Genomic DNA, 24,800 nt, shown 5'->3' on the forward strand with positions numbered 1-24,800 from the left:
CGCGCTAACGCACATGGTCGCGCAGGAACGCGACTGTGCGATCGAACGCGACCATCCCGTCCACGGTGTCGAGGTCGAACTGATATTCGTGGTCGAGTGCAGGCTCGTGATCGTCCGGGTAGAACAGTGCATCGACCTCGACGCCCAGATCGGCGAGCCGTTCTGCCATGGGTTTCGACTGGCTGGCGGTCAGTGGGTCGACATTTCCGCCGGTGATGAACGTCGCTGGAAAGTCCGAGGTCACATGACCCAGTGTCGACATCTGACCCACTGCAGTCGACCCGTCGAAGTCCCTCGTTCCGAGGTACCCCCACAGCGATTGCTTGTCGACGCCCCAACCGAAGTACTTCCCCTGTGACAGCAGCGGTTTCAGATCGAAGACCCCACAGTCGAGGACAACTCCGCGTATCTGCTCGGGACGTAATGCCGGCTCCACACCCATTTCCGACGCGTAGTCAGGGCTGGTCATGACGGTCGCCAACTGACTGGACAACTGCGCGCCTGCCGAATCTCCGGCAAGAAAGAGGTTGGTCGAATCGACATGCAACCTGTCCGCATTGCTCACGATGAATCGATACGCGTCGTTAAGCTGATTCACTGCGGTGGGGTAATACGCGTCCGGCCCCAGTGAATAGTCCACCGAAATCACAGTGAACCCTTGATCGGCCAGTAGTTTGTAGTAACCGTCGGTGTCGGTTTTCGAACCCGCTATCCAGCCGCCGCCGTGCACCCAGACCACCGTCGGTAGCGCCGAAGTGGACTCCGACGGGTAGTAGACGTCGAGTTGTGCATCGTCGTCGCCTTCGCGGTACGACTGATCGAGGACCGAGACGATTCCTGATGGTGCATGTCTGTCGAGTTGTGCGTGTGTCGCTTCGGAGCCACCCGCTGACATCCACCGTACGACGAGAACTCCTGGCCACGGACTGACGAGTGCCGCGGTTACCCCGGACAGCAGAATGACGACGAATACCGCCGCGGTTCCGACAATGCGCCTTCGCCGTCTGTCGGGGGAAGACGCGCGCACAACAACTCCTGGGGTCGGATCGGATTCACCCAGGCTAGACCAAAAGGACTAGTTGAGAATTCCCTGGCAACGCACCCGCGGAGCTTTGTCCAAAATGACCATTTTCGCAGTGGTTCACCACAATCCGACATTTAGCCGGTATGAGCCTCGAGAAACTGAACCGTGCGATCGAGCGCAGTGAGACCGTCGGCATTGTCCAGATCGAACTGATACTCGTGACCGAGCGCCGGAACGTGATCGGCCGGATAGAACAGTGTGTCGACCGCAACTCCCAACCCGGTCAATTTGTCAGCCATCGGTTTCGACTGAGAATCCGTCAACGGATCGGCGTTGCCGCCGCTGATGTAGGCAGGCGGAAATCGATCGCTGACGTAGTTCAAGGTCGACATCTGATCCGCTGCGTCGGTACTCATGAAGTCACGCACGCCGGTATACGCCCAGAGGGACCGATCAACTCCCCAACCGATGATGCCGGGTCCGCCGACCATGTTCCCGACGTCGTAGATTCCACAGTTCAGGATTACTCCACGTAACTGATCCGGCCGCAGCGACGGGACCACGCCCACACGGTTCGCATAGGCGGGATCAGTGATGAGAGTGGCGAGCTGACTCGAGAGTTGCGCTCCCGCAGAATCACCCGCCAGAACGACCGTCGTCGGATCAACATGCAGCCGTTCCGCATTCGCGACGACGTACGCGTGAGCGTCGTTGAGCTGCCGCACTGCCGTCGGATAGTGGTGCTCAGGTCCGAGTGAGTAGTCCAGGGACACAACTGTGTAGCCACGCGAGGCCAGCAACTCGTAGTACGGCGCGTAGTTGGACTTGCTTCCCGAGATCCAGGCACCGCCATGAGTCCAGATCACCGTAGGCAATGCGGTCGTCGTCGCTGCGGGAAAGTAGACATCCAGGTATGCGTCGTCGTCATCGGCGCGGTACTGCTGGTCCTTGATCGAGTCGACGCCTTCGGGCGCGTGCTTCTCGAGCGCCTCGGTGACTTTCACGGCATCACGATCGAAGACCCATCGCACGGTGAGTGCGCCAGGTCTCGGGCTCAGAACGAAGGCCAGAACCACGGCTCCGACCAGAACGAACACAATTGCCAGAGCCCACAGCAAGCGCCTGCGCCACCGATGCGGTGAAGGGTTCGTCATCGGGTTTCCTTCACTCTCGGCACAATGTCCGGATCAGCGTAACGCGAAGCCGGTACCGCCAAGTGCGATCAGCCGAGTTCAGCGATCCGCCTCTGCGCGAGTGCCTTGACTTCACCCTTGGCTACTTTGCCGCCTGCCGCCATCGGCAATTCGGCGACCGTCATCACGTACTCGGGTATGTACTCGCGGGTCACTCCTCGGCTCTGCAGCCAGGCGGTCAGATCCTCCGAACTCAGATCGTCATCGGCGGACACGACGACCGCACAGACCTTCTCACCGAACAGCGGATCGTCGACCCCGACCACGGCGACCAACTCCACCGAAGGGTGCGCGCGCACGTACTCCTCGACTTCGACCGCGGAGATGTTCTTGCCGCCACGAATGATGATGTCGGCTTTGCGCCCGACCACACGCACCCGTCCTGTCTCGTCGATCTCGACGATGTCGCCGAGAAGCATCCAACCGTCATCGGTGTACAACTCGTCGTTCGCATCGGTGTCCCCCCAATAGCCCTGACACATCAGCGGTCCGTTCACCCCAGGCTGACCGCGGCGGACGGAGCCGGTCATTTCCTTTGCCGCATCGTCGAATACACGAACTTGCATGCGATCGATGACGTGGCCGCACGTCTTCAGTCGGGTGTCGGAACCGTCCGAAACCGTCGTCACCGAGACGGCGCCGGTTTCGTTCGATCCGTAGAACTGCAGGACAGCCGCTCCGGTACGTTGTTCGAATGCCAGCGCCTCCGAATAGGGCACGGCTTCACCACCGGTGAACATGAAACGAAGTGACGAGAGATCGGCCGATTCCGCGGCGTCCGAACGCAACAGCATCTTGAATTGTGTACTCACACAATTCAAAGCAGTCACCCGTTCGCGCTCGATCAACTCGATCATCACCGAAACGTCGAAGCGTTCCATGACGACATTGCGAGCACCGAGTAGTGCCGGCAGGAAATGCGAAGTCCAGAGGCCGAATCCGAAAGGTGCTGGAACCGCGCCGAGGAACACCTCATCCGAACCGATCGCCGCCGCCTCGGCGGCAATCTCGGAGAAACCAACCCAACGATCCTCGGTTTGTGTGACCAGTTTGGGTAGGCCCGTTGTGCCGGAGGTCGAGTTCAGCATCGAAACGGCTGACGTGACAAAACACGGACTGGTTGCGGGGAACTGCTTTAGCTCGACCGGCAACGAGGTGAGTTCGCCGTTTGCGCTCACGCGTTCGAAACTCACGTCGGCGCGTTCGTCGGCGAAGACGACGTCCAGTCCGGGATGCTCTGCCCGCAGACTCGCCACGAGTTCGGCGGTATCGACGCCGCGCAGCGTGCGAGTGGTGACGAGTACGGAGGCTTCCGAGCGGGCGATCAGATGAGAGATCTCGCGAATGCCCGAGCGCGAACCGATTCCGACGGCGACGCGGCCGGTACGAAATGCTGCGCAGAGAGCCGCATGGAATACAGCGGTGTCGGGGAGCAACACGGCTACATGTCCGCATCCCTCACCAGCTAGATCCAGCGCCGACGCGATCGCATCGGCAGCCGCGTCGTACTGCTTCCACGACACCCTCGATTCCGGAGTGACAAAGGCGGTTTCGTCCGGGATGGTCTCAGACCAATGCCTGACCATTTCGCTGATGCTGACGCCGGCGAAGCGGTCCGGATTCGTGGCGAATTCACCGACGGTGAAGTCGAGTGTCTTCGTTTCAAGCATGATCGTCGATCATCTCCCGTCGGCGCTGAGGACGCCCATCGATTGTTTGTACGCGTTGTCCAGTGTCGCTGCGGAATCGCATTCGCGGACGAGTTCGCCGCGCTGCATGACATATCCGCGGTCGACAACCGATTTCAGTGCAGTAAGTGCCGGTTCCGTCACGATGACGGTCACACCCTCGGCGGCCAGACCCCCGACCAATGCTCGCAGCTCCGCGACGATTTTCGGTGCCAGTCCTGTCATCATCTCGTCGAGGAGCAACACCTTCGGGGTTTCCAGAAGGGCCCGCCCCAGAACCAACATCTGCTGCTCACCACCGCTGAGGACCCCGGCATAACTCTCCGAGCGTTCACGCAGGATCGGGAACCTCTCGAAAGCTGTTTCCACGGCTTCGGCTTTCAATCCCAGCAGGTCTGCGCCGACGCGTAGGTTCTCGCGAACGGACATTCGCATGAACAGTTGCCTGCCTTGGGGAACGTAGGCAAATCCGCTGCGGACACGATCCAGTGCCGATAATTTCTGGATCTCTCGACCATCGAATTTGATTGTCCCGGTGGCGGGAACCGAGCCGTAGATGGATCCCGCCAAGCTGGTCTTGCCCGCACCGTTCGGCCCGACGATCGCTGTCACTTCACCGGCGGGGGCGACAAGGGAGACTTCCCGGACGGCGACAGCGGATCCGTATCGAACTGTGACTCTGTCGAGTTCGAGCATGTCAGGCGCCTTCCTCGTATTCGGAACCGAAATAGACTTCTCGCATCGCGTCGCTGGCCAAGCACTCCTGCGGTGGTCCGTAGAACGCCACTGATCCGAAATTGAGCAGCACGATCTTGGTGGCGAGCGCCGCGATGAGATCGACGTTGTGATCGACCAGGACTACTCCTTTGCCCTGCGCGGCAATCGATCGCACGGCACCGGAGATGGCAGCGATGCCGTCGTGATCCGCACCGGCAAACGGTTCGTCCAACAGGAGGACTTCGGGTTCGGTCGCCATCGCCCGCGCCACCTCGACCAGACGCTGCGCGCCCAAACTGAGATCCCCGCAAGCACTCTCGACGTCGGTGACCGAGTATCGCGCAGCAATCTCCCGGGCCCGCTGTGCTGTCCGGTCCCAGTTCTCGAACGGTCCTTTGATCGCCCACCACAGCGAGTGCAGCGGTGAGGTGATCTTGTGTCCGTACAGTCCCGGGATGATGTTGTCGAGGGCGTCGAGTTCCGCCGCGAGCTGCGGATGTTGAAACGTGCGCGAGAGCCCTTGCCGTGCACGGCGCTCCGACGGCCCGGTCAAGGGAGCATCGGCGAGCGCGACGGTTCCGGAGTCTGCTTGCTGTGTGCCGAAGATGCAGTCCACCAGTGTGGTCTTGCCTGCCCCGTTCGGGCCGACAAGGCCGATCACCTCTCCCGGTCCGACGCTGAACGAGACATCGTCGACAGCGCGGACGCCGCCGTAGGACTTGTGGAGCCCGCTCACTTCGAGTAGCCGAGTCATCGATTGCCACGCTCCTTGTACAGACGGTTCATTCGACCCAGAACGTTCTGACTCCACCCGATCACCCCACCAGGCGCGACGATGAGGATCACCAGGACGGCTCCGGCAAGCAGGAGTTCGCCACTTCCCTGGTACCCGGGCATGTTCAGTGTCACGATCACCACGATCAATGCACCGAGCGGAGCACCCCACGCCGAACCGCGACCGCCGATGATCGGCATGAAGATCGCAAGGAAAACAATACTGAGAGTGAAGGTTTCAGGAGTGACAGCTTGCACCGACACGGTGAACAGCGATCCGCCGGTCGACGCGATCGCGGCACCGATCGCCAGCGCCACAACGGTCAGGTGCGCAGGATTGACGCCGGAAGACCGTGCGACATTACGATTGTCGCGGGCAGCTTGCAACATCAGCCCCCACACCGATTTCCGAAGTCGATCGACAGTGACCGCGATCAGACACACGAACAAGATCGCGAACACGACCAATGCGTAGCGCGGTGGCTCCCAGCCGAACATCGTCACAGTCTCGACGCCCGAGATCCCGGCCGACCCGCCGGTGAAACTCGGCCCGTCGATCAACCAGTGCTCGAAAGCGATACCGAACAACAAGGTCACCGCGGCAAGGTAGAAGCCGGAGAGTTTCTGTGTTGCCAAGCTGAGGAGTACTGCAACCGCTGCAGCGGCGAGGGCGCCGAGAATCCATCCCCACCACATCGACAACCCGGTCCGAACCGAGATCAGCGCAACGGCATACGCGCCGATCGCCGCATACGCGCTGTACGCCATCGACAGTGATCCCGCGAGCACGAATGGCACGTACATGCCGAGGGCGATCAGCGAATACGTCGCAGCGAGGAACACCAGATCCTGCCGGTACAGACTCGGCCCCATCCACAGCAGCACGGCCGCAACCACGGCCACGGTGATCAGCGCTTCTCGTGACACGGCGAGCATCCTCGTCCGGGAACTGCCGGCCGGAGTGGGCGGACTTGACGTCGGCGGACTGGTAGAAAGCGAGGCCATCAGACGCGAACCTTCCTCGAGAGCAAGCCTTCCGGACGGAAAGCGAAGAACACCAGGGCAATCAAGAGAATCGCGGTTTGAGCAGCACTCGCACCGAAGTAGTACGGGGCGAATACCTGGACGACGCCCAACACCATTCCGCCGATCAGCGGAGCCCAACTCCTGCCGGTACCACCGATGACGAGTGCGATGAATGCCGTCAGCGTCCATGACAGACCGCTCGTGAACTGAACACCGGCCTTGGGAGCGAACAGAAGTCCGGCGACCGCGGCGATCACACCCGCGAGGGTGAACGCGATGAGGCGTACCCGATCCACCGGCAAGCCCAGGACGCGGGCGGCATCCGGACTGTCGCCGACGGCGCGGAGCAGACGGCCCGACGTGGACCGGTTCAGCCACAATCCGATACCGACGAAGATCAGAGCAGTTCCGACGACGAGCACAACGGTCGAACTGTCGACGGTCGCACCGAGTACCGATATCGGATCGAAGTCGAAGATCTTCTGCCCGGGAAGTGGTGTGCGGCCGAAGACAGTGCCGGCGAGCTGCTGGATCCCGAACAGTACTGCGGTCACCGCCACCAACGCCGGTAGTTCCCCACGACCCGAACGCTTCTGAACCTGTTTGACCACAAGCTTTTCCGTCAAGATCGACAGCGCCACCGCTACCGCGATCCCCAGCGGCATGGCAATCCAGAGAGCGAGCCCGTAATTGATCGCGACCCAACTCGACGCCATTGCCGCAGCCATAGCGTACGGGCCCATCGCAAAGTTGAAGAAGTCGGCGCCGACCACCACGAGATACATTCCGAGGGCTATCAGAGAGAAGAAGGCACCGATCTCGATGGCTGCGAGCCACAGTTGTGCGTCTGTCATGTCAAAGCTCCTCGGTTATCCGCACGGGGGTTGGTAGGAATCCCACGGATGGGCCGGTTTGTTGTCCTCACCGAATTCGACGAGCACCAGTCCGCAGAGGCTGTCCGGAGCAAGGTGATCCTGCGAGGAGAACGACAGTGTCAGTCCGTCCTGGCCGAAGCTGGCGGGAAGTGCCGAAACCTGTTGAAGAGCATCACGAACGGCCGTCCGATCTCGGTGATCGCCGGCAATCTCGATGGCCTCGGCCAACATCATGACGGCGTCGTACGCCTGTGCGTCGTAGGCGGTCAGTTGATAATCGGGCCCCTTGACCGCCTGCACCTTGCGACGCAGTTCGGCGGTTCTCGGGTTGTTCTCACTGAGCGAGCCCATGTACACCATGCCGGTCAACGCGTTCGGGTCCGCCAAAGCCCAAGATGCGGGCTGGTTTCCGATGGAAGCGAGTGAGAAGCGTTGCGTCTGCGGGGTGATCTTCGACAAGGTGTTGTGCGCGAGGATTTCGAAGTGCCCGCCGATACTGGCGACCAGAATCGCGTCCGGTTCGGTTTCCGCGAGACGTGAGACCTGTGCGGTGATGTCCGCGGCATCGACCGGCGCCTTTTCGACGCCCGTCACTCTCGCGCACTTCTCGAGCGCCGGCCGCAGGGTCTTGATGATTCCGTCGATGGACGCACTCGCGTCACCGAGAATCCCCAGGGACTTGTACCCCATCTTCTCGAAAGCCCCGCAGTACACCTGGGCGTACTGCTTCAAGGAGTTCGGAATCATGAACGAGTAGTCGTTGTCGGGCGCCGAGGCAAAGGCGTCGCTGAGAACGACCGGAGCTATCGCGGGAATCTTCGACTGCTGGAGAATCGACTTGGCCTGCAGCACCGACCCGCTGCCGGTGGCGAGGATGACCGCACTTGATCCGTGATCGACCAACTTCCGAATGATCGACGGGGTCTTGGTGGGACTACTCTCGTCGTTCTCGACAACCAATTCCACCTGCTTGCCGTTGATTCCGCCTGCCTGGTTGATCAGGTCAACAGTCATACGCACGGTTTTGCCGGCGATCGTGCTGTACGACGCACCGGGCCCGGTGGAGTCCTCGTCCAAACCGATGACGATGATGTCTTCGGGAATGACACCGGCAGATGCGCACGCGCTCGCCCCGAGGACCACTGCCGCGCAGACGGCAATCGCCTTTCCGAGTCTCACATCAATCTCCCGTCCAAACTCTGCTTGGTAAATCAAACAAGCGCTTGATTTACGAGTGTGGACAGAAGTATGCACTGGGTCACACCGATAGTCAAAACTCGAACTACACGCGCAGGAACTGCGGTGTTACGGCTTCTGCAGATGCCGGATCGAGGAGCTGAGTTCGCGAATGACGGACTTCAATTCATCGACATCAGAGCGGAGTTCGGCAAATTCGGAGGCAGGAGATACGGTCTGCGCTTCCTTCTTCGCCGTGCGCCGCGCAATGCGTGCCACCGGCTCGCCGTCGACGGAACGTGCGGCGAAGCCGTCCAGGAAAACCGAAATCAGATTGCGCTGCAGATCATCCGCCAACTCGGAAAGCTGAGGGCGATACTGCGCGACGGTGGACCAGACGGATTCACGCAGGAGACGGTGAAACTGTTCGGGATCGATGTCTTCCCGAAACTCCGCGTCGGCAATTCCGCGAGCGATAGCCGATCGCCAGTAGCTGTGTGCCTTCTGAACCAGGATGGTGATGGGCGCGTCCGCCGGTTGCGACGAAAGTATGGCTTCTCCCTGATAGACCTCCGTGGCATACGGGTGATCCACCGCCGAGGCAAAAGACACCGAGACCATCGTTGCCAGGCGATCTCGGGCCGAACCTCCCGGCTCGATCGAGTCTTCGTACCTGACGTTGAGATCTTCGAGGAACCGGACGACGATCTCGTTGGCTATCGCATCCTTGGAGTCGAAGTAGTGGTAGAGGCTGCCGGAGAGAATCCCGACTTCGTCGGCGATGTCGCGTACCGTCGTCGCGGCGATTCCCCGCTCACTGAACAGCTTGGCCGCATGAGCGAGTATTTCGTCCCGTCGGGTCGAGCGCACGAGAAGATCCTTCCGACGTTCCGATCGTCAAGCGAGTGCTTGATCAATTTCTCGTCGATGCTAACACCGCACCCTCGCTGACCTGCGGTGTGAGGTCCTGGACATCCAATCGAAACACCGGACACACACTTGTCACCGACAGTCATTCCACCGCAACAACTTCCACCTACTCTGTGCACTCGACGAATACAGCGTTGTATACGCACTCCGGATACAGATCTGTCAGAGCCATTGTCTGCCAGAGCCATCGACACGAAAGGCCCGTACATGCGAACCTTCTCGAAGCGCACCCTTGCCGCGCCGGCCGCTCTCGCCGCGCTGGGCTTGGTTCTCACCGGCTGCGGAAGCAAGGCGACAGACACCGCATCGGGAGATTCGACGGCTACGTCGTGCGTCGACACCTCGGGGGACACGATCAAGGTCGGTTCCCTGAATTCACTCTCGGGTACCATGGCCATCAGTGAAGTGACGGTCCGCGACTCCATCTCGTTGGCGGTGCAGGAGATCAACGATTCCGGCGGTGTGCTGGGCAAGAAGATCCAGATCGTGGCAGAGGACGGCGCGTCGGAGCCGACAGTGTTCGCCGAGAAGGCCGAGAAACTGATCAGCAGCGATTGCGTCGCAGCAGTTTTCGGTGGCTGGACCTCCTCGAGCCGTAAGGCCATGCTGCCGGTGTTCGAGGACAACAACTCTTTGCTCTACTACCCGGTCCAGTACGAGGGACTGGAAGATTCGAAGAACATCTTCTACACGGGTGCAACGACCAACCAGCAGATCATCCCCGCTCTGGATTACCTGAAGGAGAAGGGCGTCAAGTCGCTGTATCTGGTCGGGAGCGACTACGTGTTCCCTCAGACCGCGAACCGCATCATCAAGGCGTACGCGGCAGCGAACGGCATCGAGATCAAGGGCGAGGATTACACGCCATTGGGCTCGACCGACTTCTCCACCATCGTGAACAAGGTCCGCACAGCCGACGCCGATGCCGTGTTCAACACACTCAACGGTGATTCCAACGTCGCGTTCTTCCGTGAATACTCGAATGTCGGCCTGAAGCCCGCCGACATGCCCGTCGTCTCCGTCTCCATTGCGGAGGAAGAGGTCGGCGGTATCGGAGTCCAGAACGTCGAAGGCCAGCTGACGGCGTGGAACTACTACCAGACCATCGACTCCCCCGAGAACAAGAAGTTCGTCGAGGCGTACAAGGCGAAGTTCGGCCAGGACAAGCCCACGTCCGATCCGATGGAAGCGGCATACACCTCCGTCTACCTCTGGAAGAACACCGTCGAGAAGGCCAACTCGTTTGCGGTCAAGGATATTCAGGACAACGCCGACGGTGTGACCTTCCAGGCGCCCGAAGGACTCGTCACCATCGACGGCGACAACCACCACATCACCAAGACTGCCCGGATCGGCGAAATCCGTTCCGACGGACTGATCTACACGGTCTGGGATTCGGGACAGCCGATCGAGCCGGATCCGTACCTGAAGAACTACCCCTGGGCTGAGGGGCTCGGTAGCTGATCGACAAAAGGCGGAATTGACGGAATCGACGAGTAGAGAGGTGGAGCGTCTGTCATGGATGTTGTGATCGGGCAGTTGTTCACGGGTTTGAGTATCGGATCGATTCTCCTGTTGGCAGCGTTGGGGTTGTCTCTCACGTTCGGGCAGATGGGTGTCATCAACATGGCACACGGCGAGTTCATCATGGCCGGCTCGTACACCGCATACGTAGTGCAGCAGGTGATCTCGAATGCAACGGGATCGTTGATCATTTCTCTGCTCGTCGGTTTCGTCGTCGGCGGACTGATGGGTGTTGTGCTCGAAGTGGTCCTGGTATCGCGGATGTACCACCGACCCCTCGACACCCTGTTGGTGACATTCGGCGTCGGATTGATCCTTCAGCAGTTGGCGCGCGACATCTTCGGCGCGCCGGCAGTCAATGTTTCGGCGCCGAGCTGGCTTTCGGGCGGGGTCGATATTTTCGGCGCCGTGGTGCCGAAAACCCGCATCTTCATTCTGGTGTTGGCGATCGCAGCGGTGATCGCACTTTCGGTCGCACTGAAGCAGTCGTCGATGGGTAGACGCATCCGGGCCGTCGTCCAGAATCGCGATCTGGCCGAGACGAGCGGAATCTCCTCTCGTCGTACGGACATCACGACCTTCTTCCTCGGTTCCGGGCTCGCCGGCGTCGCGGGTGTCGCGTTGACGCTCATCGGTTCCACCAGCCCGACCATCGGCCAGTCCTATCTGATCGACGCCTTCCTGGTTGTTGTCGTCGGCGGTCTCGGTCAGATGAAGGGAGCCGTGATCGCAGCCTTCGCCCTCGGCATCTTGAACTCGTTCATCGAGTACTCGACGACAGCGTCGATCGCGAAGGTGATCGTGTTCGTCATCATCGTCGTCTTCCTTCAAGTTCGGCCGCAGGGCCTGTTCGCAGTCAAGACGAGGAGCCTCGTATGAGCATCCTGAACAATTCCCGAATTCGGGTGTGGGGCGGTTTTGCACTCGCCGCCATCGTGCTGTTCGCCGTCGCTCCGGCTGTGCTCTCGGACTTCAGGCTGTCACTGTTGGCCAAATTCCTGTGCTTCGCCATAGTCGCTGTCGGTATCGGTTTGGCTTGGGGCAGAGGCGGAATGCTCACGCTCGGCCAGGGGGTGTTCTTCGGGATCGGCGCATACGTGATGGCGATGCACCTCAAGATCGCCGATGCCGAACTCAAGGGTGACGCGGTCCCGGACTTCATGTCCATCGCCGGCAAGACCGAACTGCCGGGATACTGGCAACCGTTCGCCTCGCCATTCGTGGCGATCTTCGCCATCCTTTTCCTGCCGGCCGCTGTTGCCTTTCTCCTCGGACTCGGTGTGTTCAAGCGGAGAGTCAAGGGCGCGTACTTCGCGATCCTCTCGCAGGCACTCGCCGCGGCTTTCGCGATCCTCTTGATCGGCCAGCAGTCGATCGGTGGCAGCAACGGCCTCAACCGTTTTCGTACGTTCTTCGGTTTCAATCTCAACGATCCGGCGAACAAGCAGATGTTGTTCTTCATCGCTGCCGGAGTTCTTCTCGCATCGGTCGCTCTCATTCGCCAGCTGATGAACTCCCGATACGGCGAACTCCTCGTCGCCGTCCGTGATCAAGAGGAGCGAGTACGTTTCCTCGGATACGATCCCGCGAACATCAAACTGGTCGCCTACGTGACCGCGGCATTCCTCGCCGGTATCGCCGGCGCGCTGTTCGTTCCGATCGTGGGCATCATCTCCCCCGCCGACGTCGGGATCGTCCCGTCCATCGCTTTCCTCATCGGGGTCGCGATCGGCGGCCGCGCAACGCTTCTCGGTCCGGTACTCGGTGCGATCGGCGTCGCGTGGGCGCAGTCGACATTCTCGGAGAAACTCCCTTCGGGATGGATCTACGCACAAGGGTTGATGTTCATCGTCGTGGTCGGGTTCTTCCCGGCAGGTGTGGCCGGATTGTTCGCCCTGATGCGCCACCGCAAGAAGCGTGAGACCCCGGCCGACCCGCCGGTCAAGGTCTCCCAACCCGAACCAGTGGAGGTGTCGTCATGACCAACACAACCGCCACCAGCGAACCCAAACCGGCACTGGGTGGCAACGCCGGAATGTCGTCCGAGTACCTCGAAGTACGAAATCTTTCGGTCAGCTTCGACGGTTTCAAGGCCGTCGACGGCGTCGACTTGACCCTCATGCAGGGCGACCTGAGGTTTCTCATCGGCCCGAACGGGGCTGGAAAGACAACGTTGGTCGACGCCATCACCGGACTCGTTCCCGCGACGGGTTCCATCACGAAGTCCGGCGAGCAACTGCTCGGCAAGAAGGTTCACAAGATCGCCCGCCTCGGCGTCGGGCGAACCTTCCAGACGGCAAGCGTCTTCGAAGAGCTCTCGGTGCTGCAGAATCTCGACATCGCGGCCGGAGCCGGCCGATCACCGTGGAACCTGCTCAGAAAACGCAAAGGTGTGCTTCCCGAGATCGAAGAGGCGCTGGAGACAACCGGGTTGGAGCACCTCAGGGACACCGCCGCAGGCATTCTGGCGCACGGACAGAAGCAGTGGCTCGAAATCGGAATGTTGTTGGTACAGAACTGTTCCGTGCTCCTGCTCGACGAGCCCGTCGCAGGCATGAGCCTCGAGGAGCGCGAGGAGACCGGGAACCTTCTGCGGCGCATCGGCGGTGCGCGAACCGTCGTCGTAGTCGAGCACGACATGGACTTCATGCGATCCTTCGCCACGTCCGTCACAGTGCTCGCCGCTGGGAAAGTACTCGCCGAAGGAACTGTGGCGGAGGTCCAAGCCGACCCCAAGGTGCAAGAGGTCTACCTCGGCACAGCCGCTGCCGGAACCGATCTCGGCGCCGACACCGAACCGACCCCGGAGGACTGAATCATGCTCGAACTCGTCGACATCCGCGCCGGCTACGGACGTACCGAAGTGATCCACGGCGTTTCCTTGCTGGTTCCCAGCGACGGGGTTGCGGCAGTCATGGGTCACAATGGTGCGGGTAAAACCACCTTGCTACGCGCCGCCGTCGGACTGATCAAACCCACACGGGGAAAGGTACTTCTGAACGGTGAGGACATCACCGGTCTACGGCCGAGCGCCCGCGTCGCTCGCGGACTTGCCTACGTACCGCAGGGTCAGCAGTCGTTCGGACAACTGACAACTGCCGAGAATCTTCGGGTGGTCGCCGACGGGCGCAAACGCGGAAAGGCACTCATCGCAGAGGCATTGGATCTGTTTCCCGCACTCACCACGCTCCTCGACCGTCGCGCGGGACTTCTCTCCGGTGGGCAGCGACAACAGCTTGCCATCGCTCGCGCCCTGATCACCGAGCCCAAGATCCTCATCCTCGACGAACCGACCGAGGGCATTCAGCCCAACGTGGTCGCCGAAATCGAAAGAACAGTCATGGAACTCACCGAGCGCGGCGATCTCGGTGTCCTCCTCGTCGAGCAGCACATCGGTTTCGCGCTCCAATCTGCTCAGCATTACAGCATTCTCGCGGCCGGACATGTGACCTCGACCGGTGAGGGCGGCACCACGTCCACCGAGGCGGTTCGTCGAGCGATGGCAATCTGACATGAGTGTGCGGCCGCCGCTGCGCGAACAGGTTTACCGGTCGATCCGAAACGATCTGATGTCGGGTCAGATCGCGCCATCCGAACGACTCGGCGAAGAACGGTTGGCTCATCTCTACGGTGTCTCGCGAACACCGGTGCGCGAAGCGCTCGCGAAGTTGGAATCCGACGGGCTGGTCGAGCGCGACGAACACGGCCTCTTTCCGTACCGACCGCACCTCGACGAGTTGGGTGGCCTCTACGAGCTGCGCATACTCCTCGAGGTACACGGACTTCGGCGGGTACTCGACGGTGAGGCCCCCGCTCATGATCGAGACGCGCTCGGTTCCGAACTCGACAAGTGGTACGCATTTCTCAAACAGATGCCGGTACCGGACGCCGGTTTCGTGACGCTCGACGAGGAGTTCCACATCGCGCTCCTCGCCTCGTCCGGAAACCATGCGTTGGTCGACGCCTTGCAGGCCGTCAACTCGAAGCTGCGCCCCGTGCGGATGTTCGACTACCTGACTCCCGACCGTATGAAGGCCACCGTGGAGGAACATATCGCCGTCGTCGAGCTGGTTCTGGACGGCAAGATTCCGCAAGCGCACGAGGCACTGGTGTCGCACATCGACATCTCTCGTGCGGTTGTCCTCGACCGTGCTCGTCAGGCCCTCTCGTTGGCCGCCATGGCCAATGCCGTGCGTAACTGATCAGCGTCGTGTCGCTGACTTCAGGGTGACGACTTCGGTGACGTGGTCTCTCGTCAGGGGGACCAGCAGATACTCCCCCGCTACGGTTGGCTGCGGGCCGAGTACAGAACCGGGGACCGTACCCGTTGTGCCGTCCGAGCATTCGACTGCAACTTCGCTCGTGTAGTCCGCATCAGGCGCAACGTCGCAGGTGAGTCCGTCATCCGTGGTGAAGGCGGAGATACTCGAATCGGCGGGTTCGTGGATCGCTGTCCCGATTGGATCCGCCGGAGCCGGTGTGCTCGTAGTTGGTGCGGCTGTCGTTGTCGGGGTTGCTGTCGTTGTCGGGGTTGCTGTCGATGTCGGGGTTGCTGTCGGTGTCGGCACAGACGCGGTGGTCGTCATCCCTGCCGTGTTCTCAGCTGCCGTGGTCTCAGCTGCCGTGGTCTCAGCTGCCGTGGTCGAAGAAGTCGTCGATGACGGGGGTTCGCTCACCGAAGTAGACGTCGGGCTGACCGCACGCGCAGCAAATCCGGTTGGGAGGCTCAGCGGCGTGACCGGGTATGTCGCGCTGCCAATTCCGCATTGGGCCGTTACAAGATTGAATGTCACGTTTGTGGTGCCCAGTATCTGCGCCCCCAGAATCGCAAAAGCTGCCATCGAAAGACTCACGCTCAGCGTCGATTGCGCCGTTGTTGCCGTGGACGTTCGCGTGCTCACGAGCTTGATGTTCGTGTATTGAATCGTCGCCAAGCCAGCGGCGTTCACAGTGGCGTCCGCCCCTGTTACCGTCACCGATGCGTTCTCGGCAGGCTGTGGAATCGTGAGGACGCGAGATCCCACCGTCACCTGATTCGTGGGGCTACTCGCCGATACCGATGCCCTGTTCGAGGTATCGCACGCAGCCCCTGCCGTAATCGGCGATGCCACAGTGACTATCGGCGCACTGACCAGATCAACCCCCAGTAGAGACAGCAAGTTCACTGTCACGGTCATCGAGGTGAGTGTCGACGTCGCATCGGTATCCGAAACAATTGCCGACTGGCAGCGGCCGCTCGCTGGCTGCCCGACCGAGTAGGCAGCGCACGACGAGATCGATCCGGTCCGGGACAACGAGTTGACGCCCAGTAGCTTTGCAACCACCAGATTGGTTGTGTCCAGGTCCTTTCCAATCGTGTTCTGTTGTGAGACACCTTCGAACATCGAACTGCCGAAAAGATCTATCACGATTCCGCCACTGGACAACCCGAGCCCGCCGGCGCCTCTGCCGTACCCACTCGTCGTCCATGAACCGGTGGAAATCGGGCCGGTAACGTACTCGGAGTCTGTCCACGCCGCTTCTGTCTCTCCGAGGAGTGGGTGAGACGAGAAACCAGAGCCCAAAACAACCGCAACTGCCAATACGATGACTGAAAACAGGTGGCGACGCTTCATTGTCTACCGCCGTCTGGCGGTAGAAGAACCTGGATGGGTTCGGTTTTCGGGTCGGCCGAGTCGGCATCATCGTCGTCATCGGTATTGCGCGGCCAGAATACCGCGACCACCAAAGCGGCCATGGTCAGCGTGATCGCCCCCAGAACAAGAGGATTCGAGAAGTAGACGATCACCCGCGCCAATCCCGGAACGTGCCAGAGCACCTTTCGGACCGTGGTGACCTCGTATACCGCGGGATCAGCCGAAGTGTTGGCATCACCCTTGAGATCGAGAATCGTGATGCCGTTGTCCTGGGTACGAGCGGAGACGACCCGGTGGGTCACCGGCAGTTCGGACACTCCCCGATCGACGGTGACGACGTCGCCCACCTCGACGGAATCTGCCGGTACTTCCCGCACAACTGCCAGAGATCCGGTCGGAATGGTCGGCGACATCGATCCGGTCTTGAACAAGATCAGTGTGATGTCGAAAACGAAGGCACAGATCACCAAAGCGATACAAACAACCCCACCGGCAGCGAGAACCTGAAGGATGCAGTCCCCGATGATCGTGGGGATCGAACGCTTCTTCGTCCGGGCATGTGTTGCCCGGGCATGTGTTGGCATTGCAGCTCCTTCAGGGTGTTGCACTGAACTGCCAAGTGGGAGTTGCCGTTTTACCGGTCAGCGCCGAGTTGCTCCAATTAGCCGAGGTTGCGGGCAGCGAAATCTCGAAGCACAGCGCCACCGCGGCGCCCGGGGACGCTCCACCGGTGGGTAGCGCGATGGCCCCGACTGCGGAACCAGTTGAGAGCGACGGAAACACCGTCGCACTTCCCGCCACGAATTGTGGTGTTCCCGTGGCGAAGGCTGACGCATCACAGGTCGTCGACTTGACCACCCGATACCGCAGCGCCGACGCCAGAGTGGAGTCGCCGGCAACCGTGGCCGCCTGCAGAGTGACGGATGCTGCCGGCGAGACCGGCACTGTTCGAAGAGATATCGGGCCGTACGAGAACGCACCGGGGCGAATCAGGAGCGCCGAGGGCGTGTACGTGAAAACGCCAGGGGCACTGGATGAATGCGACGACCATCCACCGCCGACGTTCGACTCGATTCCGAATGTTCCGGTGCGAAACGATGCATCGCCCATCGTGCTGTCCACCCAACTGGCAGCCACGGTGGTTGCACCGATACCCAGGACGAGTCCCGAGGCCGCCAGTGCGTACACCTGACGCATTCGCCGTGTGACCACGCAGGCGTCAGGGGGTGGACTGGCCGGTGAACTGCCAGAGCAAGCGCCCGGTGTCCTTGCCCGACACGATCGAAGGGTCGACTCCGGCAGGCAGCGTGACCGCGAAGCACAGTTCGACCGGCACGCCCGTGCCTAGCAAGGTGACGTCCGAACCCGAACCTGCCGTCAAGGCCACCGGACTGGCTGTCGTGCCTACCCATGCTGTTCCTGCTCCAATTCCCGCTGCCGTGCAGGTCGTGGAGGGGACACCTCGATACACCGAGTACCGCAGGGCGGGTTTGAGGTCGGTATCACCGCCCGTTGCACCGAGTAGTTGTACCGTCGCGCCGGAAGTGCTGGCCGTGGGACCGATCCGAAGCGCTACCGGCGCGTATACCGTCGTTCCGGGTGAGAGTGCGTCGAATCCCGTGCTGAATTGGAAGTGGCCGGCGGAAGCGTCCACTTGATACTCACCCCAGGTCGTCAGTCCGTCGAAGCTGCCCTGGAGATTCCAACTTCCCGTCTTGAACTGCGCGTCGCCGAAAACGTTGTCTGTCCACGCCGCTAAGGTGACAGCGGCGCCGATACCGAGGACAAGTCCTCCGGCAAGTAATGCACGTACTTTGCGCTTGTTTACAGCCTTCCGATCAGTGGCCATGCTGGTCTCGATTCACTTGGAATGCGAAAGAACCTCCGATTCGGGAAATCTAGCCCCCAATTTCATCCGAAATATCCGAAATGACCGAAATCGAGACAAGAACTTCACGCCTTGTCCGCCTCGCCACCATCCGTGGGCGCTGACCAGGCGGAAATAGGAAAGCCGGCCAGATGGTTGCACCTTCCAACGACGTTTGCGTTCTATTCGCTGAGAAAGGCACCACATTCATGGCCGTCCCACTTTCCATCCTCGATCTCGCCCACATCGGCGACAACGAAACCGCCAAAGACAGCTTCGACGCCAGCGTGACCTTGGCGCAGCGTGCCGAGGAGTGGGGTTACAAGCGAATCTGGTATGCCGAGCACCACAACATGGGTTCCATCGCGTCTTCGGCCACCAGCGTTCTGATCAGCCACGTCGCCGCGCACACCAGCAAAATCCGCCTCGGCGCCGGTGGAATCATGCTGCCCAACCACGCGCCGCTGACGATCGCCGAGCAGTTCGGCACCCTCGAGACTCTGCACCCGGGTCGCATCGATCTCGGTCTCGGTCGCGCGCCCGGTAGTGATCAGAAGACCATGCAGGCTTTGCGACGCGACCCGAGTTCTTCGGACAGCTTCCCGCAGGACGTACTCGAGCTTCAGGGCTACCTCGGCGACACTTCGCGCGTCCCCGGAATCAATGCCGTTCCCGGTAAGGGCACTCACGTTCCGCTCTACATTCTCGGATCGTCACTGTTCGGAGCCAAGCTCGCCGCGATGCTCGGCCTGCCGTATGCATTTGCCTCGCACTTCGCCCCCAACGCCCTGCGCGACGCCGTCGCGATCTATCGACGCGAGTTCAAGCCGTCGGAGCAGTTGGCGGAGCCGTACGTCATCGCGGGCGTCAACGTCATCGCCGCCGACACCCATGAGCAGGCTCAGCAGGACTTCCTCGCGGCCAAGCGTTCGCGCGTCAGCCTTCTTCTCGGACGCGGACGCAAGTTCACGGACGACGAAGCGGACATGCTGCTCGACTCCCCCGCGGGTCAGCAGGTTCTGCAGATGACCAAGTACAGCGCCATCGGCACGCCCACGGAGGTCCGCGCCTACCTCGACGAGTTCACCGAGCATGCACAGGCCGACGAGCTGATCACGGTGTCGACCGGCACCAACCGCGAGGCTTGGTTGCGCACGTTCGAACTCCTCGCCGACGTGAGCGATCTGGTACCCGCCTAAGCTGCCGGTATGGGCGATCCATCCCGTCGCGGGTTCATCTCGGTACTGGCAGTTCTACTTTCGACGGGTTGGGCCGCCAACCACTTTGCTTCGCTCATCCCGGTTCTCCGGGTGGACGAGGGTCTTTCGCATACCGTGCTCGACGGTGTTTTCGGTATCTACGCGCTCGGACTCCTACCCGGCCTGTTAACCGGTGGAGCACTGTCGGATCGCGTCGGCCGAGCTGTAGTCGTCCTGCCCGGAGCGCTCATAGCCTCGCTCGGAACCTTGATTCTTCTTCTCTGGCACGACGCGCCCGGGCTCATGGTCGGGCGCCTCGTTGTCGGTATCGGTGCCGGTCTGGCAATCGGCGCCGGCACCGCGTGGGCGGCTGACCTTCGCGGCAAGTCCGGAACCGTGATGGCGGGCGTAGTACTCACCTCGGGTTTTGCACTGGGACCACTGTTTTCGGGTCTGTTGGCACAATTTGCCGCCTTCCCACTCGCTACGCCCTTTGTCGTCTCGGCCTTCTTGTCGGTGGGTTCGGTTACCGCGGCAGCTGTGTGGAGTCGTACACCTGTTTCCGTAGAAGCCGCGACCATCACACCCGTCCCAGACGGCGCGGAGCGCTCCGTCGCAAATGCGCCAGACGGCGCGGAGCGCTCCGTCGCAAATGCGCTGCTCTGGGCACTTCCGTTGGCGCCATGGGTGTTCGCCAGCGCAACAGTGTCTTTCGTGACCATGACGGCCAGGCTCGGGGACCGCTACTCAGGTCCTCTCCTTCCGGGTTTCGCGGCGGCGCTGACTCTGGGTGCTGGAATCCTGGTTCAAACCGCTGCGCGCCATCGCAATTGGGGTCCTCAGGCCGGCACGGTCGGCGCCGCACTGGCGGCGCTCGGATACTGCCTGGTCGCCGTCGGCGGCGCACACCCCGCGCTCGGGTTGTTCATCGTCTGCGCGCTCGTCCTCGGTACGGCCTACGGACTGTGTCTGCGTGAGGGACTGCTCGACCTCGAGTCGCTGGCTCCCCCGGCCTCGCGGGGCGCCCTGACCGGGATCTTCTACGTCGGCACCTATCTCGGATTCGGACTGCCGGTGCTACTGGTTGTCATCGAACCCACGATGGGTCCGTCGCTGCCGTTGGTGATCCTCGCCGCTGTTGCCGCCGTCGTTGCCGTGGTCCGATTCCGTCGATTGCGGTCGACCCAGGCTTCCGCGTCACATCCGCGTCTCGAGGTCGCATCGGTCTGAGCGTCCATTCGGACGGAGTTGGCGGTACTTGCAGTCGCAGCTACCCGGCGGTGTTAGCGTCGGAGGACCAGAAGGTCACTGCGTAGGGACACAGCAATGGGCAAGAGCGAGGCGGGCAAGGCCGAATCGGCCAAGAGTAGTGCGGACGACCTGACGGGTCGGCGCATCCTGATCACCGGCGCTGCCCGCAATATCGGTTCTTCGCTGGCCAGACGCCTGTACGACCGTGGTGCGTCCGTGGGACTGCTCGGCCTCGAGCCGGAACTTCTCGAACAAGTCGCCACTTCCTGCGGCCGCGCACCCTGGCAGTTGTGCGATGTCGCCGACCCCGAGCAGGTATCTCGCGGCGTCGACTACATCGCTGAGAAGCTGGGAGGCATCGACGTCGTCGTCGCCAATGCCGGCGTCGAGGCGAACTCGTCGATCCTCGGCGGCGACCCTGCGGACATGCGCCGCGCCGTCGAAGTCAACCTCATGGGCACGTACTACACCCTGCGCGCAGCGGGTCCCCACATCAGTCACGAAAACGGTTACGCCCTGGTGGTCGCCTCGGCTCACGGCGCCGCCAAGCATCCGTTTCGCGGACCGTTCGGTGCTTCGCGCGCCGGCGTCGAAGCGTTGGGCGACGCGTTGCGCTTGGAAATGAAACACCTCGGCACCAAGGTGGGCGTCGCGTACATCGGCGACATCGACACCGATACCACCGCACTGTCGTTCGACGGAGCACGCGGAACCCTCGCCAGCGTCGGCACCACGACCGTCGCTGACGCCGTCGACGCGTTCGAGCGCGGTATCGTCGGCCGGAAGTCACGCGTACACGCGCCCCGCCGCAGCGCCGCGGTTCGCCACATCGCGCAACGAGCTATCGACCTCCGTCCCTCTCACATCCGTGGAGTCGCATGAACCCCCGCATCCCGCCCGGCCGATTCAAAGACCTCGGTCCGATCAACTGGGGAATCTGGCGTGTCCTGTCGAAGGCTGCCGGAGCACCCGACGCGCATCTGTTCAGCACCTTGGGCCGCACGGGCGGACTCTTCCGCGGTTGGCTGCACTACTCCGGCTCACTCATGCCCGGCGGCAAGATCTCTCGCCACGACACCGAACTGATCATCCTGCGGGTCGCGCACCTGCGGGACTGCGGTTACGAGATGGATCACCACATCAGGCTCGGCCGCAAAGCCGGAATCGACGCAGAAGAACTGTCCCGAATCATCGAGGGCCCTGGCGCTTCCGAGTTGAGTCCGCGTCACCGTGCGATCTTGACTGCGGTCGACGAGTTGGTCACCACCAAGGACGTCACCGACGACACGTGGGGAACGCTCTCGCAGCATCTCGACGATCGTCGGTTGATCGAATTCACCTTGTTGGTCACTCAGTACGACGGCCTGGCCACCACGATCGGAACCTTGCGGGTTCAGCGCGACTTCTCCTGAAGTTCCGCGGCGGCCGTAACTCAGCTCTAACCCGAAGACATCTGGACGAAACACCTGATCAATAGCGTATACAGGTATGTCGACAGGGATGAATACGGCGCCGGAGCCACTGCGTGAGGTGGTCTACCGGGAACTACGCACCGAACTGGTCAACGGGACTATCGGGTTCGATCAGCGCCTGACGGAACCGAAACTCTCCACGCGTTTCGGCATTTCTCGCACACCAGTACGGGAAGCGTTGACGATGCTGTGCGCCGATGGACTCCTGCGCCGGGAAGAGTACGGGTTCTCCGCCGTGCGCCCGAGTATCCCGCGGATCCGAGATCTGTATGAACTCCGAATCACGCTGGAACTACAAGGAATTACCCGGGCGATCGCAGATCCGACGATCCGGCACGACCGAACAATCCTCGACGACGAATTGGTGCGGTGGCGTGCCCTGGCTCTCGATCCGCCCGCTCAGGAACCGGGGTTCGTCGAACTGGACGAGGAATTCCACGTCGCCGTACTGAGGGCGTCGGGAAACAATGAACTGGTCGCGTCGCTGCTGTCGGTGAATTCCCGTATCCGGCACGTTCGGATGTACGACTTCATGGTCAACGGCCGCATCGACACCTCGATCGCGGAGCACATTCGAATCCTCGAAGAACTACGTGCCGGCAATCTGCCCGAGGCCCGCACGCTTTTGCACCAGCACATCGGCGAGTCTCTCGACGTCGTCCTCGACCGGGTGACCCGCGCGATCACCGCGCTCTCACTCGCCAACATCACGGACTGATCGGAGCAGTACACACCATGACCATCGCAGCAGAAGTTTTCACCCCGACAGCCCGGGTCGAGCAGGCATTCCAGCGGATCGAGGAAGTAGATCGCCCCGAAGTCTGGATCACGTTGCGCCGCAAGGAAGATGTGCTTGCCGATGCCGCTTCGGTCGAAGCCAGAATCGCCGCGGGCGAGCATCTTCCTCTGGCTGGGCGTCTGGTCGCCGTCAAGGACAACGTCGACGTCGCCGGTCTGCCGACCACAGCGGCGTGCCCCGAATTCGCGTATTCGCCGGACGAAACCGCCAGTGCCGTTGCGCGGTTGATCGAGCACGGGGCTGTTGTTCTGGGGAAGACCAATCTGGACCAGTTCGCCACCGGACTGGTCGGAACGCGCAGTCCGTACGGAGCCGTTCGCTGCGCCTGGGACGAAGAGTTGATCTCGGGCGGTAGTAGCTCCGGATCCGCCGTCGCTGTCGCGCTGGGAATTGCAGACATCGGAATCGGCACCGACACTGCCGGTTCGGGCCGGGTGCCGGCAGCGTTCCACGGGATCTACGGACTCAAGCTCTCGCTCGGCGTCATCCCCGCCCACGGAGTAGTGCCCGCCTGCGTGGACTACGACGCTCTGACGGTATTTGCCGACGACCTCGAATCGGCAACCGCGGCAGCGGCAATCATGATCGGCCACGAACCTCGGGATCCCCGCAGCCGCGTCTGGCCTTCCGACGTTCGTCTCGCGGCGGCGCCGAATCCCCGCGTCGCCGTCCCCCGAATCGAGGATCTCGCTCAACTGAGCCCGTCGTATACAGCAGCATTTCAGGACACTGTGACAGCTCTGGTAGCCGGCGGCGCCGAGACCGAGACCGTCGACATATCCGGACTGCTCGACGCGGCCCGATTGCTCTACGACGGCGCCGTGGTGGCGCAGCGGTACGCCGCTGCCGGCGAGTTCCTCGAAACTCGTCCTGCCGGAGCAGATCCCGCGGTGTCCGACATCGTGCTCGGTGCGAAGCACCCCACCGGATACCAGCTAGTCGACGATCTCGATGCTCTCACCCGCGCCAAGGCTGCCACCCGGGAACTCCTCGCCGGGTTCGACGCCCTACTGCTTCCCACCACCACCGAACACCCGACGATTGCCGCCGTGACCGAGGATCCGTTCGGAATCAACCGCCGGATGGGAACTTTCACCAACTTCTGCAACCTGCTCGACATGGCGGCCGTCGCGGCGCCCGGACACCGCACTGCCGAAGATCACCCGTTCGGCGTCATGTTCGTCGTACCCGCTTTCGACGACCAGATCGCCATCGACCTCGCTGCGCGACTCGGCGGTGTGCCTTCACCCACCCTCGTCGATACCGGAATCGACCTCGCAGTATTCGGCGCTCACCTGCGCGGGCAACCCCTCAACACACAGTTGGTCGACCTCGGCGCGCGGTACGTCGAAACCGTCACGACCTCGGATGCCTACCGGCTCTTCGCTCTCGACACGACGCCACCGAAGCCCGGCCTGGTACGCCTTGGCCCTGGACTCGGCGCACCGGTCGTCGGCGAGATCTTCCGAATCTCACCGGCCGGGCTGGGAACGTTCCTCGCCGCCTTGCCTGCACCGATGGCGCTCACGAGCGTCGAGTTATCCGACGGCAGAACGACAGTCGGTTTCAGCTGCACTCATGACGCCGTAAACGGCGCAGCTGACATCACCGACTACGGCGGTTGGGCCGCGTACCTCTCTCGCTGACAG

Annotated in this window: 26 protein-coding genes; 14 read left to right on the top strand and 12 right to left on the bottom strand. The window is 61.8% G+C overall.

Features of this window, described 5'->3' with window-relative positions; translation table 11 throughout:
* Nucleotides 1-4 precede the first annotated feature (4 nt).
* The 9 genes from ABIE52_RS13855 to ABIE52_RS13895 all read right to left on the bottom strand — a co-directional run bounded on the left by ABIE52_RS13855 (nt 5) and on the right by ABIE52_RS13895 (nt 9,343).
* Nucleotides 5-1,027, bottom strand: a complete 1,023-nt coding sequence (locus tag ABIE52_RS13855) for an alpha/beta hydrolase (RefSeq protein WP_192712096.1) — start codon at nt 1,025-1,027, stop codon at nt 5-7.
* 131 nt (nt 1,028-1,158) lie between these two features.
* Entirely contained in the window at nt 1,159-2,178 is a 1,020-nt protein-coding gene (locus tag ABIE52_RS13860) for an alpha/beta hydrolase (RefSeq protein WP_058227461.1), read from the bottom strand.
* Nucleotides 2,179-2,246: 68 nt separating this feature from the next.
* Entirely contained in the window at nt 2,247-3,887 is a 1,641-nt protein-coding gene (locus tag ABIE52_RS13865; RefSeq protein ID WP_192712095.1) for a class I adenylate-forming enzyme family protein, read from the bottom strand.
* Between the two features lie 9 nt (nt 3,888-3,896).
* The gene (locus ABIE52_RS13870; RefSeq protein ID WP_020906733.1) at nt 3,897-4,601 is read right to left on the bottom strand and encodes an ABC transporter ATP-binding protein; all 705 of its coding nucleotides are present in this window, start codon (nt 4,599-4,601) and stop codon (nt 3,897-3,899) included.
* Between the two features lies 1 nt (nt 4,602).
* Nucleotides 4,603-5,376, bottom strand: coding sequence for an ABC transporter ATP-binding protein (locus tag ABIE52_RS13875; RefSeq protein WP_192712094.1), 774 nt, complete (start codon nt 5,374-5,376; stop codon nt 4,603-4,605).
* On the bottom strand, nt 5,373-6,332 hold the full coding sequence (locus tag ABIE52_RS13880) for a branched-chain amino acid ABC transporter permease (RefSeq protein ID WP_354541578.1): 960 nt from the start codon (nt 6,330-6,332) through the stop codon (nt 5,373-5,375). The genes ABIE52_RS13875 and ABIE52_RS13880 overlap by 4 nt, the downstream gene beginning before the upstream one ends.
* 68 nt (nt 6,333-6,400) lie before the next feature.
* The gene (locus ABIE52_RS13885; protein WP_054186876.1) at nt 6,401-7,276 is read right to left on the bottom strand and encodes a branched-chain amino acid ABC transporter permease; all 876 of its coding nucleotides are present in this window, start codon (nt 7,274-7,276) and stop codon (nt 6,401-6,403) included.
* A gap of 15 nt (nt 7,277-7,291) precedes the next feature.
* On the bottom strand, nt 7,292-8,476 hold the full coding sequence (locus tag ABIE52_RS13890) for an ABC transporter substrate-binding protein (RefSeq protein ID WP_162114618.1): 1,185 nt from the start codon (nt 8,474-8,476) through the stop codon (nt 7,292-7,294).
* A gap of 126 nt (nt 8,477-8,602) precedes the next feature.
* Entirely contained in the window at nt 8,603-9,343 is a 741-nt protein-coding gene (locus tag ABIE52_RS13895; RefSeq protein ID WP_162114617.1) for a TetR/AcrR family transcriptional regulator, read from the bottom strand.
* A gap of 267 nt (nt 9,344-9,610) precedes the next feature.
* On the opposite strand from ABIE52_RS13895, the gene urtA reads away from it, so the two are divergent.
* From urtA to ABIE52_RS13935, 8 genes are all read left to right on the top strand, one after another.
* Complete coding sequence (gene urtA / locus ABIE52_RS13900; RefSeq protein WP_019744446.1) at nt 9,611-10,867, top strand: urea ABC transporter substrate-binding protein; 1,257 nt, start codon at nt 9,611-9,613, stop codon at nt 10,865-10,867.
* Nucleotides 10,868-10,921: 54 nt separating this feature from the next.
* Nucleotides 10,922-11,806, top strand: coding sequence for an urea ABC transporter permease subunit UrtB (urtB, locus tag ABIE52_RS13905; protein ID WP_003941514.1), 885 nt, complete (start codon nt 10,922-10,924; stop codon nt 11,804-11,806).
* Nucleotides 11,803-12,909: an urea ABC transporter permease subunit UrtC gene (urtC, locus tag ABIE52_RS13910; protein ID WP_007735392.1), complete on the top strand. Its 1,107-nt coding sequence runs from the start codon at nt 11,803-11,805 to the stop codon at nt 12,907-12,909. The genes urtB and urtC overlap by 4 nt, the downstream gene beginning before the upstream one ends.
* Nucleotides 12,906-13,742, top strand: coding sequence for an urea ABC transporter ATP-binding protein UrtD (urtD, locus tag ABIE52_RS13915; RefSeq protein ID WP_162114616.1), 837 nt, complete (start codon nt 12,906-12,908; stop codon nt 13,740-13,742). Before urtC ends, urtD begins: the two co-directional genes overlap by 4 nt.
* A 3-nt stretch (nt 13,743-13,745) precedes the next feature.
* A complete protein-coding gene (gene urtE / locus ABIE52_RS13920; protein WP_003941544.1) occupies nt 13,746-14,438 on the top strand; it encodes an urea ABC transporter ATP-binding subunit UrtE in 693 nt (230 codons plus the stop codon).
* A gap of 1 nt (nt 14,439) precedes the next feature.
* A complete protein-coding gene (locus tag ABIE52_RS13925) occupies nt 14,440-15,129 on the top strand; it encodes a GntR family transcriptional regulator (protein ID WP_042923309.1) in 690 nt (229 codons plus the stop codon).
* Nucleotides 15,130-15,319: 190 nt separating this feature from the next.
* Nucleotides 15,320-15,850: a hypothetical protein gene (locus ABIE52_RS13930; protein WP_162114614.1), complete on the top strand. Its 531-nt coding sequence runs from the start codon at nt 15,320-15,322 to the stop codon at nt 15,848-15,850.
* Nucleotides 15,851-15,964: 114 nt separating this feature from the next.
* Nucleotides 15,965-16,186 (top strand): hypothetical protein, encoded by a 222-nt coding sequence (locus tag ABIE52_RS13935; protein WP_042923314.1) that lies wholly within the window; start codon nt 15,965-15,967, stop codon nt 16,184-16,186.
* Between the two features lie 352 nt (nt 16,187-16,538).
* On the opposite strand, the gene ABIE52_RS13940 is transcribed toward ABIE52_RS13935, so the two are convergent.
* The 3 genes from ABIE52_RS13940 to ABIE52_RS13950 are packed head-to-tail and all read right to left on the bottom strand — an operon-like array spanning nt 16,539 to nt 18,412.
* Nucleotides 16,539-17,147: a signal peptidase I gene (locus ABIE52_RS13940; RefSeq protein ID WP_192712092.1), complete on the bottom strand. Its 609-nt coding sequence runs from the start codon at nt 17,145-17,147 to the stop codon at nt 16,539-16,541.
* Nucleotides 17,148-17,157: 10 nt separating this feature from the next.
* The gene (locus tag ABIE52_RS13945; protein ID WP_354541494.1) at nt 17,158-17,775 is read right to left on the bottom strand and encodes a hypothetical protein; all 618 of its coding nucleotides are present in this window, start codon (nt 17,773-17,775) and stop codon (nt 17,158-17,160) included.
* Between the two features lie 7 nt (nt 17,776-17,782).
* Nucleotides 17,783-18,412: a SipW-dependent-type signal peptide-containing protein gene (locus tag ABIE52_RS13950; protein WP_192712091.1), complete on the bottom strand. Its 630-nt coding sequence runs from the start codon at nt 18,410-18,412 to the stop codon at nt 17,783-17,785.
* 227 nt (nt 18,413-18,639) lie between these two features.
* Between ABIE52_RS13950 and ABIE52_RS13955 the strand changes: the two genes are divergently transcribed.
* The 6 genes from ABIE52_RS13955 to atzF all read left to right on the top strand — a co-directional run bounded on the left by ABIE52_RS13955 (nt 18,640) and on the right by atzF (nt 24,797).
* Nucleotides 18,640-19,629 (top strand): LLM class flavin-dependent oxidoreductase, encoded by a 990-nt coding sequence (locus ABIE52_RS13955; protein ID WP_039973481.1) that lies wholly within the window; start codon nt 18,640-18,642, stop codon nt 19,627-19,629.
* 9 nt (nt 19,630-19,638) lie between these two features.
* Nucleotides 19,639-20,859 (top strand): MFS transporter, encoded by a 1,221-nt coding sequence (locus ABIE52_RS13960; RefSeq protein WP_118606412.1) that lies wholly within the window; start codon nt 19,639-19,641, stop codon nt 20,857-20,859.
* Between the two features lie 96 nt (nt 20,860-20,955).
* Complete coding sequence (locus tag ABIE52_RS13965) at nt 20,956-21,762, top strand: SDR family NAD(P)-dependent oxidoreductase (protein ID WP_192712090.1); 807 nt, start codon at nt 20,956-20,958, stop codon at nt 21,760-21,762.
* Entirely contained in the window at nt 21,759-22,292 is a 534-nt protein-coding gene (locus ABIE52_RS13970) for a carboxymuconolactone decarboxylase family protein (protein WP_192712089.1), read from the top strand. The genes ABIE52_RS13965 and ABIE52_RS13970 overlap by 4 nt, the downstream gene beginning before the upstream one ends.
* A 76-nt stretch (nt 22,293-22,368) precedes the next feature.
* Nucleotides 22,369-23,070 (top strand): GntR family transcriptional regulator, encoded by a 702-nt coding sequence (locus tag ABIE52_RS13975; RefSeq protein WP_019744458.1) that lies wholly within the window; start codon nt 22,369-22,371, stop codon nt 23,068-23,070.
* A gap of 17 nt (nt 23,071-23,087) precedes the next feature.
* On the top strand, nt 23,088-24,797 hold the full coding sequence (gene atzF, locus ABIE52_RS13980; protein ID WP_192712088.1) for an allophanate hydrolase: 1,710 nt from the start codon (nt 23,088-23,090) through the stop codon (nt 24,795-24,797).
* The last annotated feature ends 3 nt before the right edge of the window (nt 24,798-24,800 follow it).

The sequence above is a fragment of the Rhodococcus sp. OAS809 genome, assembly GCF_040546695.1.
Lineage (GTDB): Bacteria > Actinomycetota > Actinomycetes > Mycobacteriales > Mycobacteriaceae > Rhodococcus_F > Rhodococcus_F qingshengii.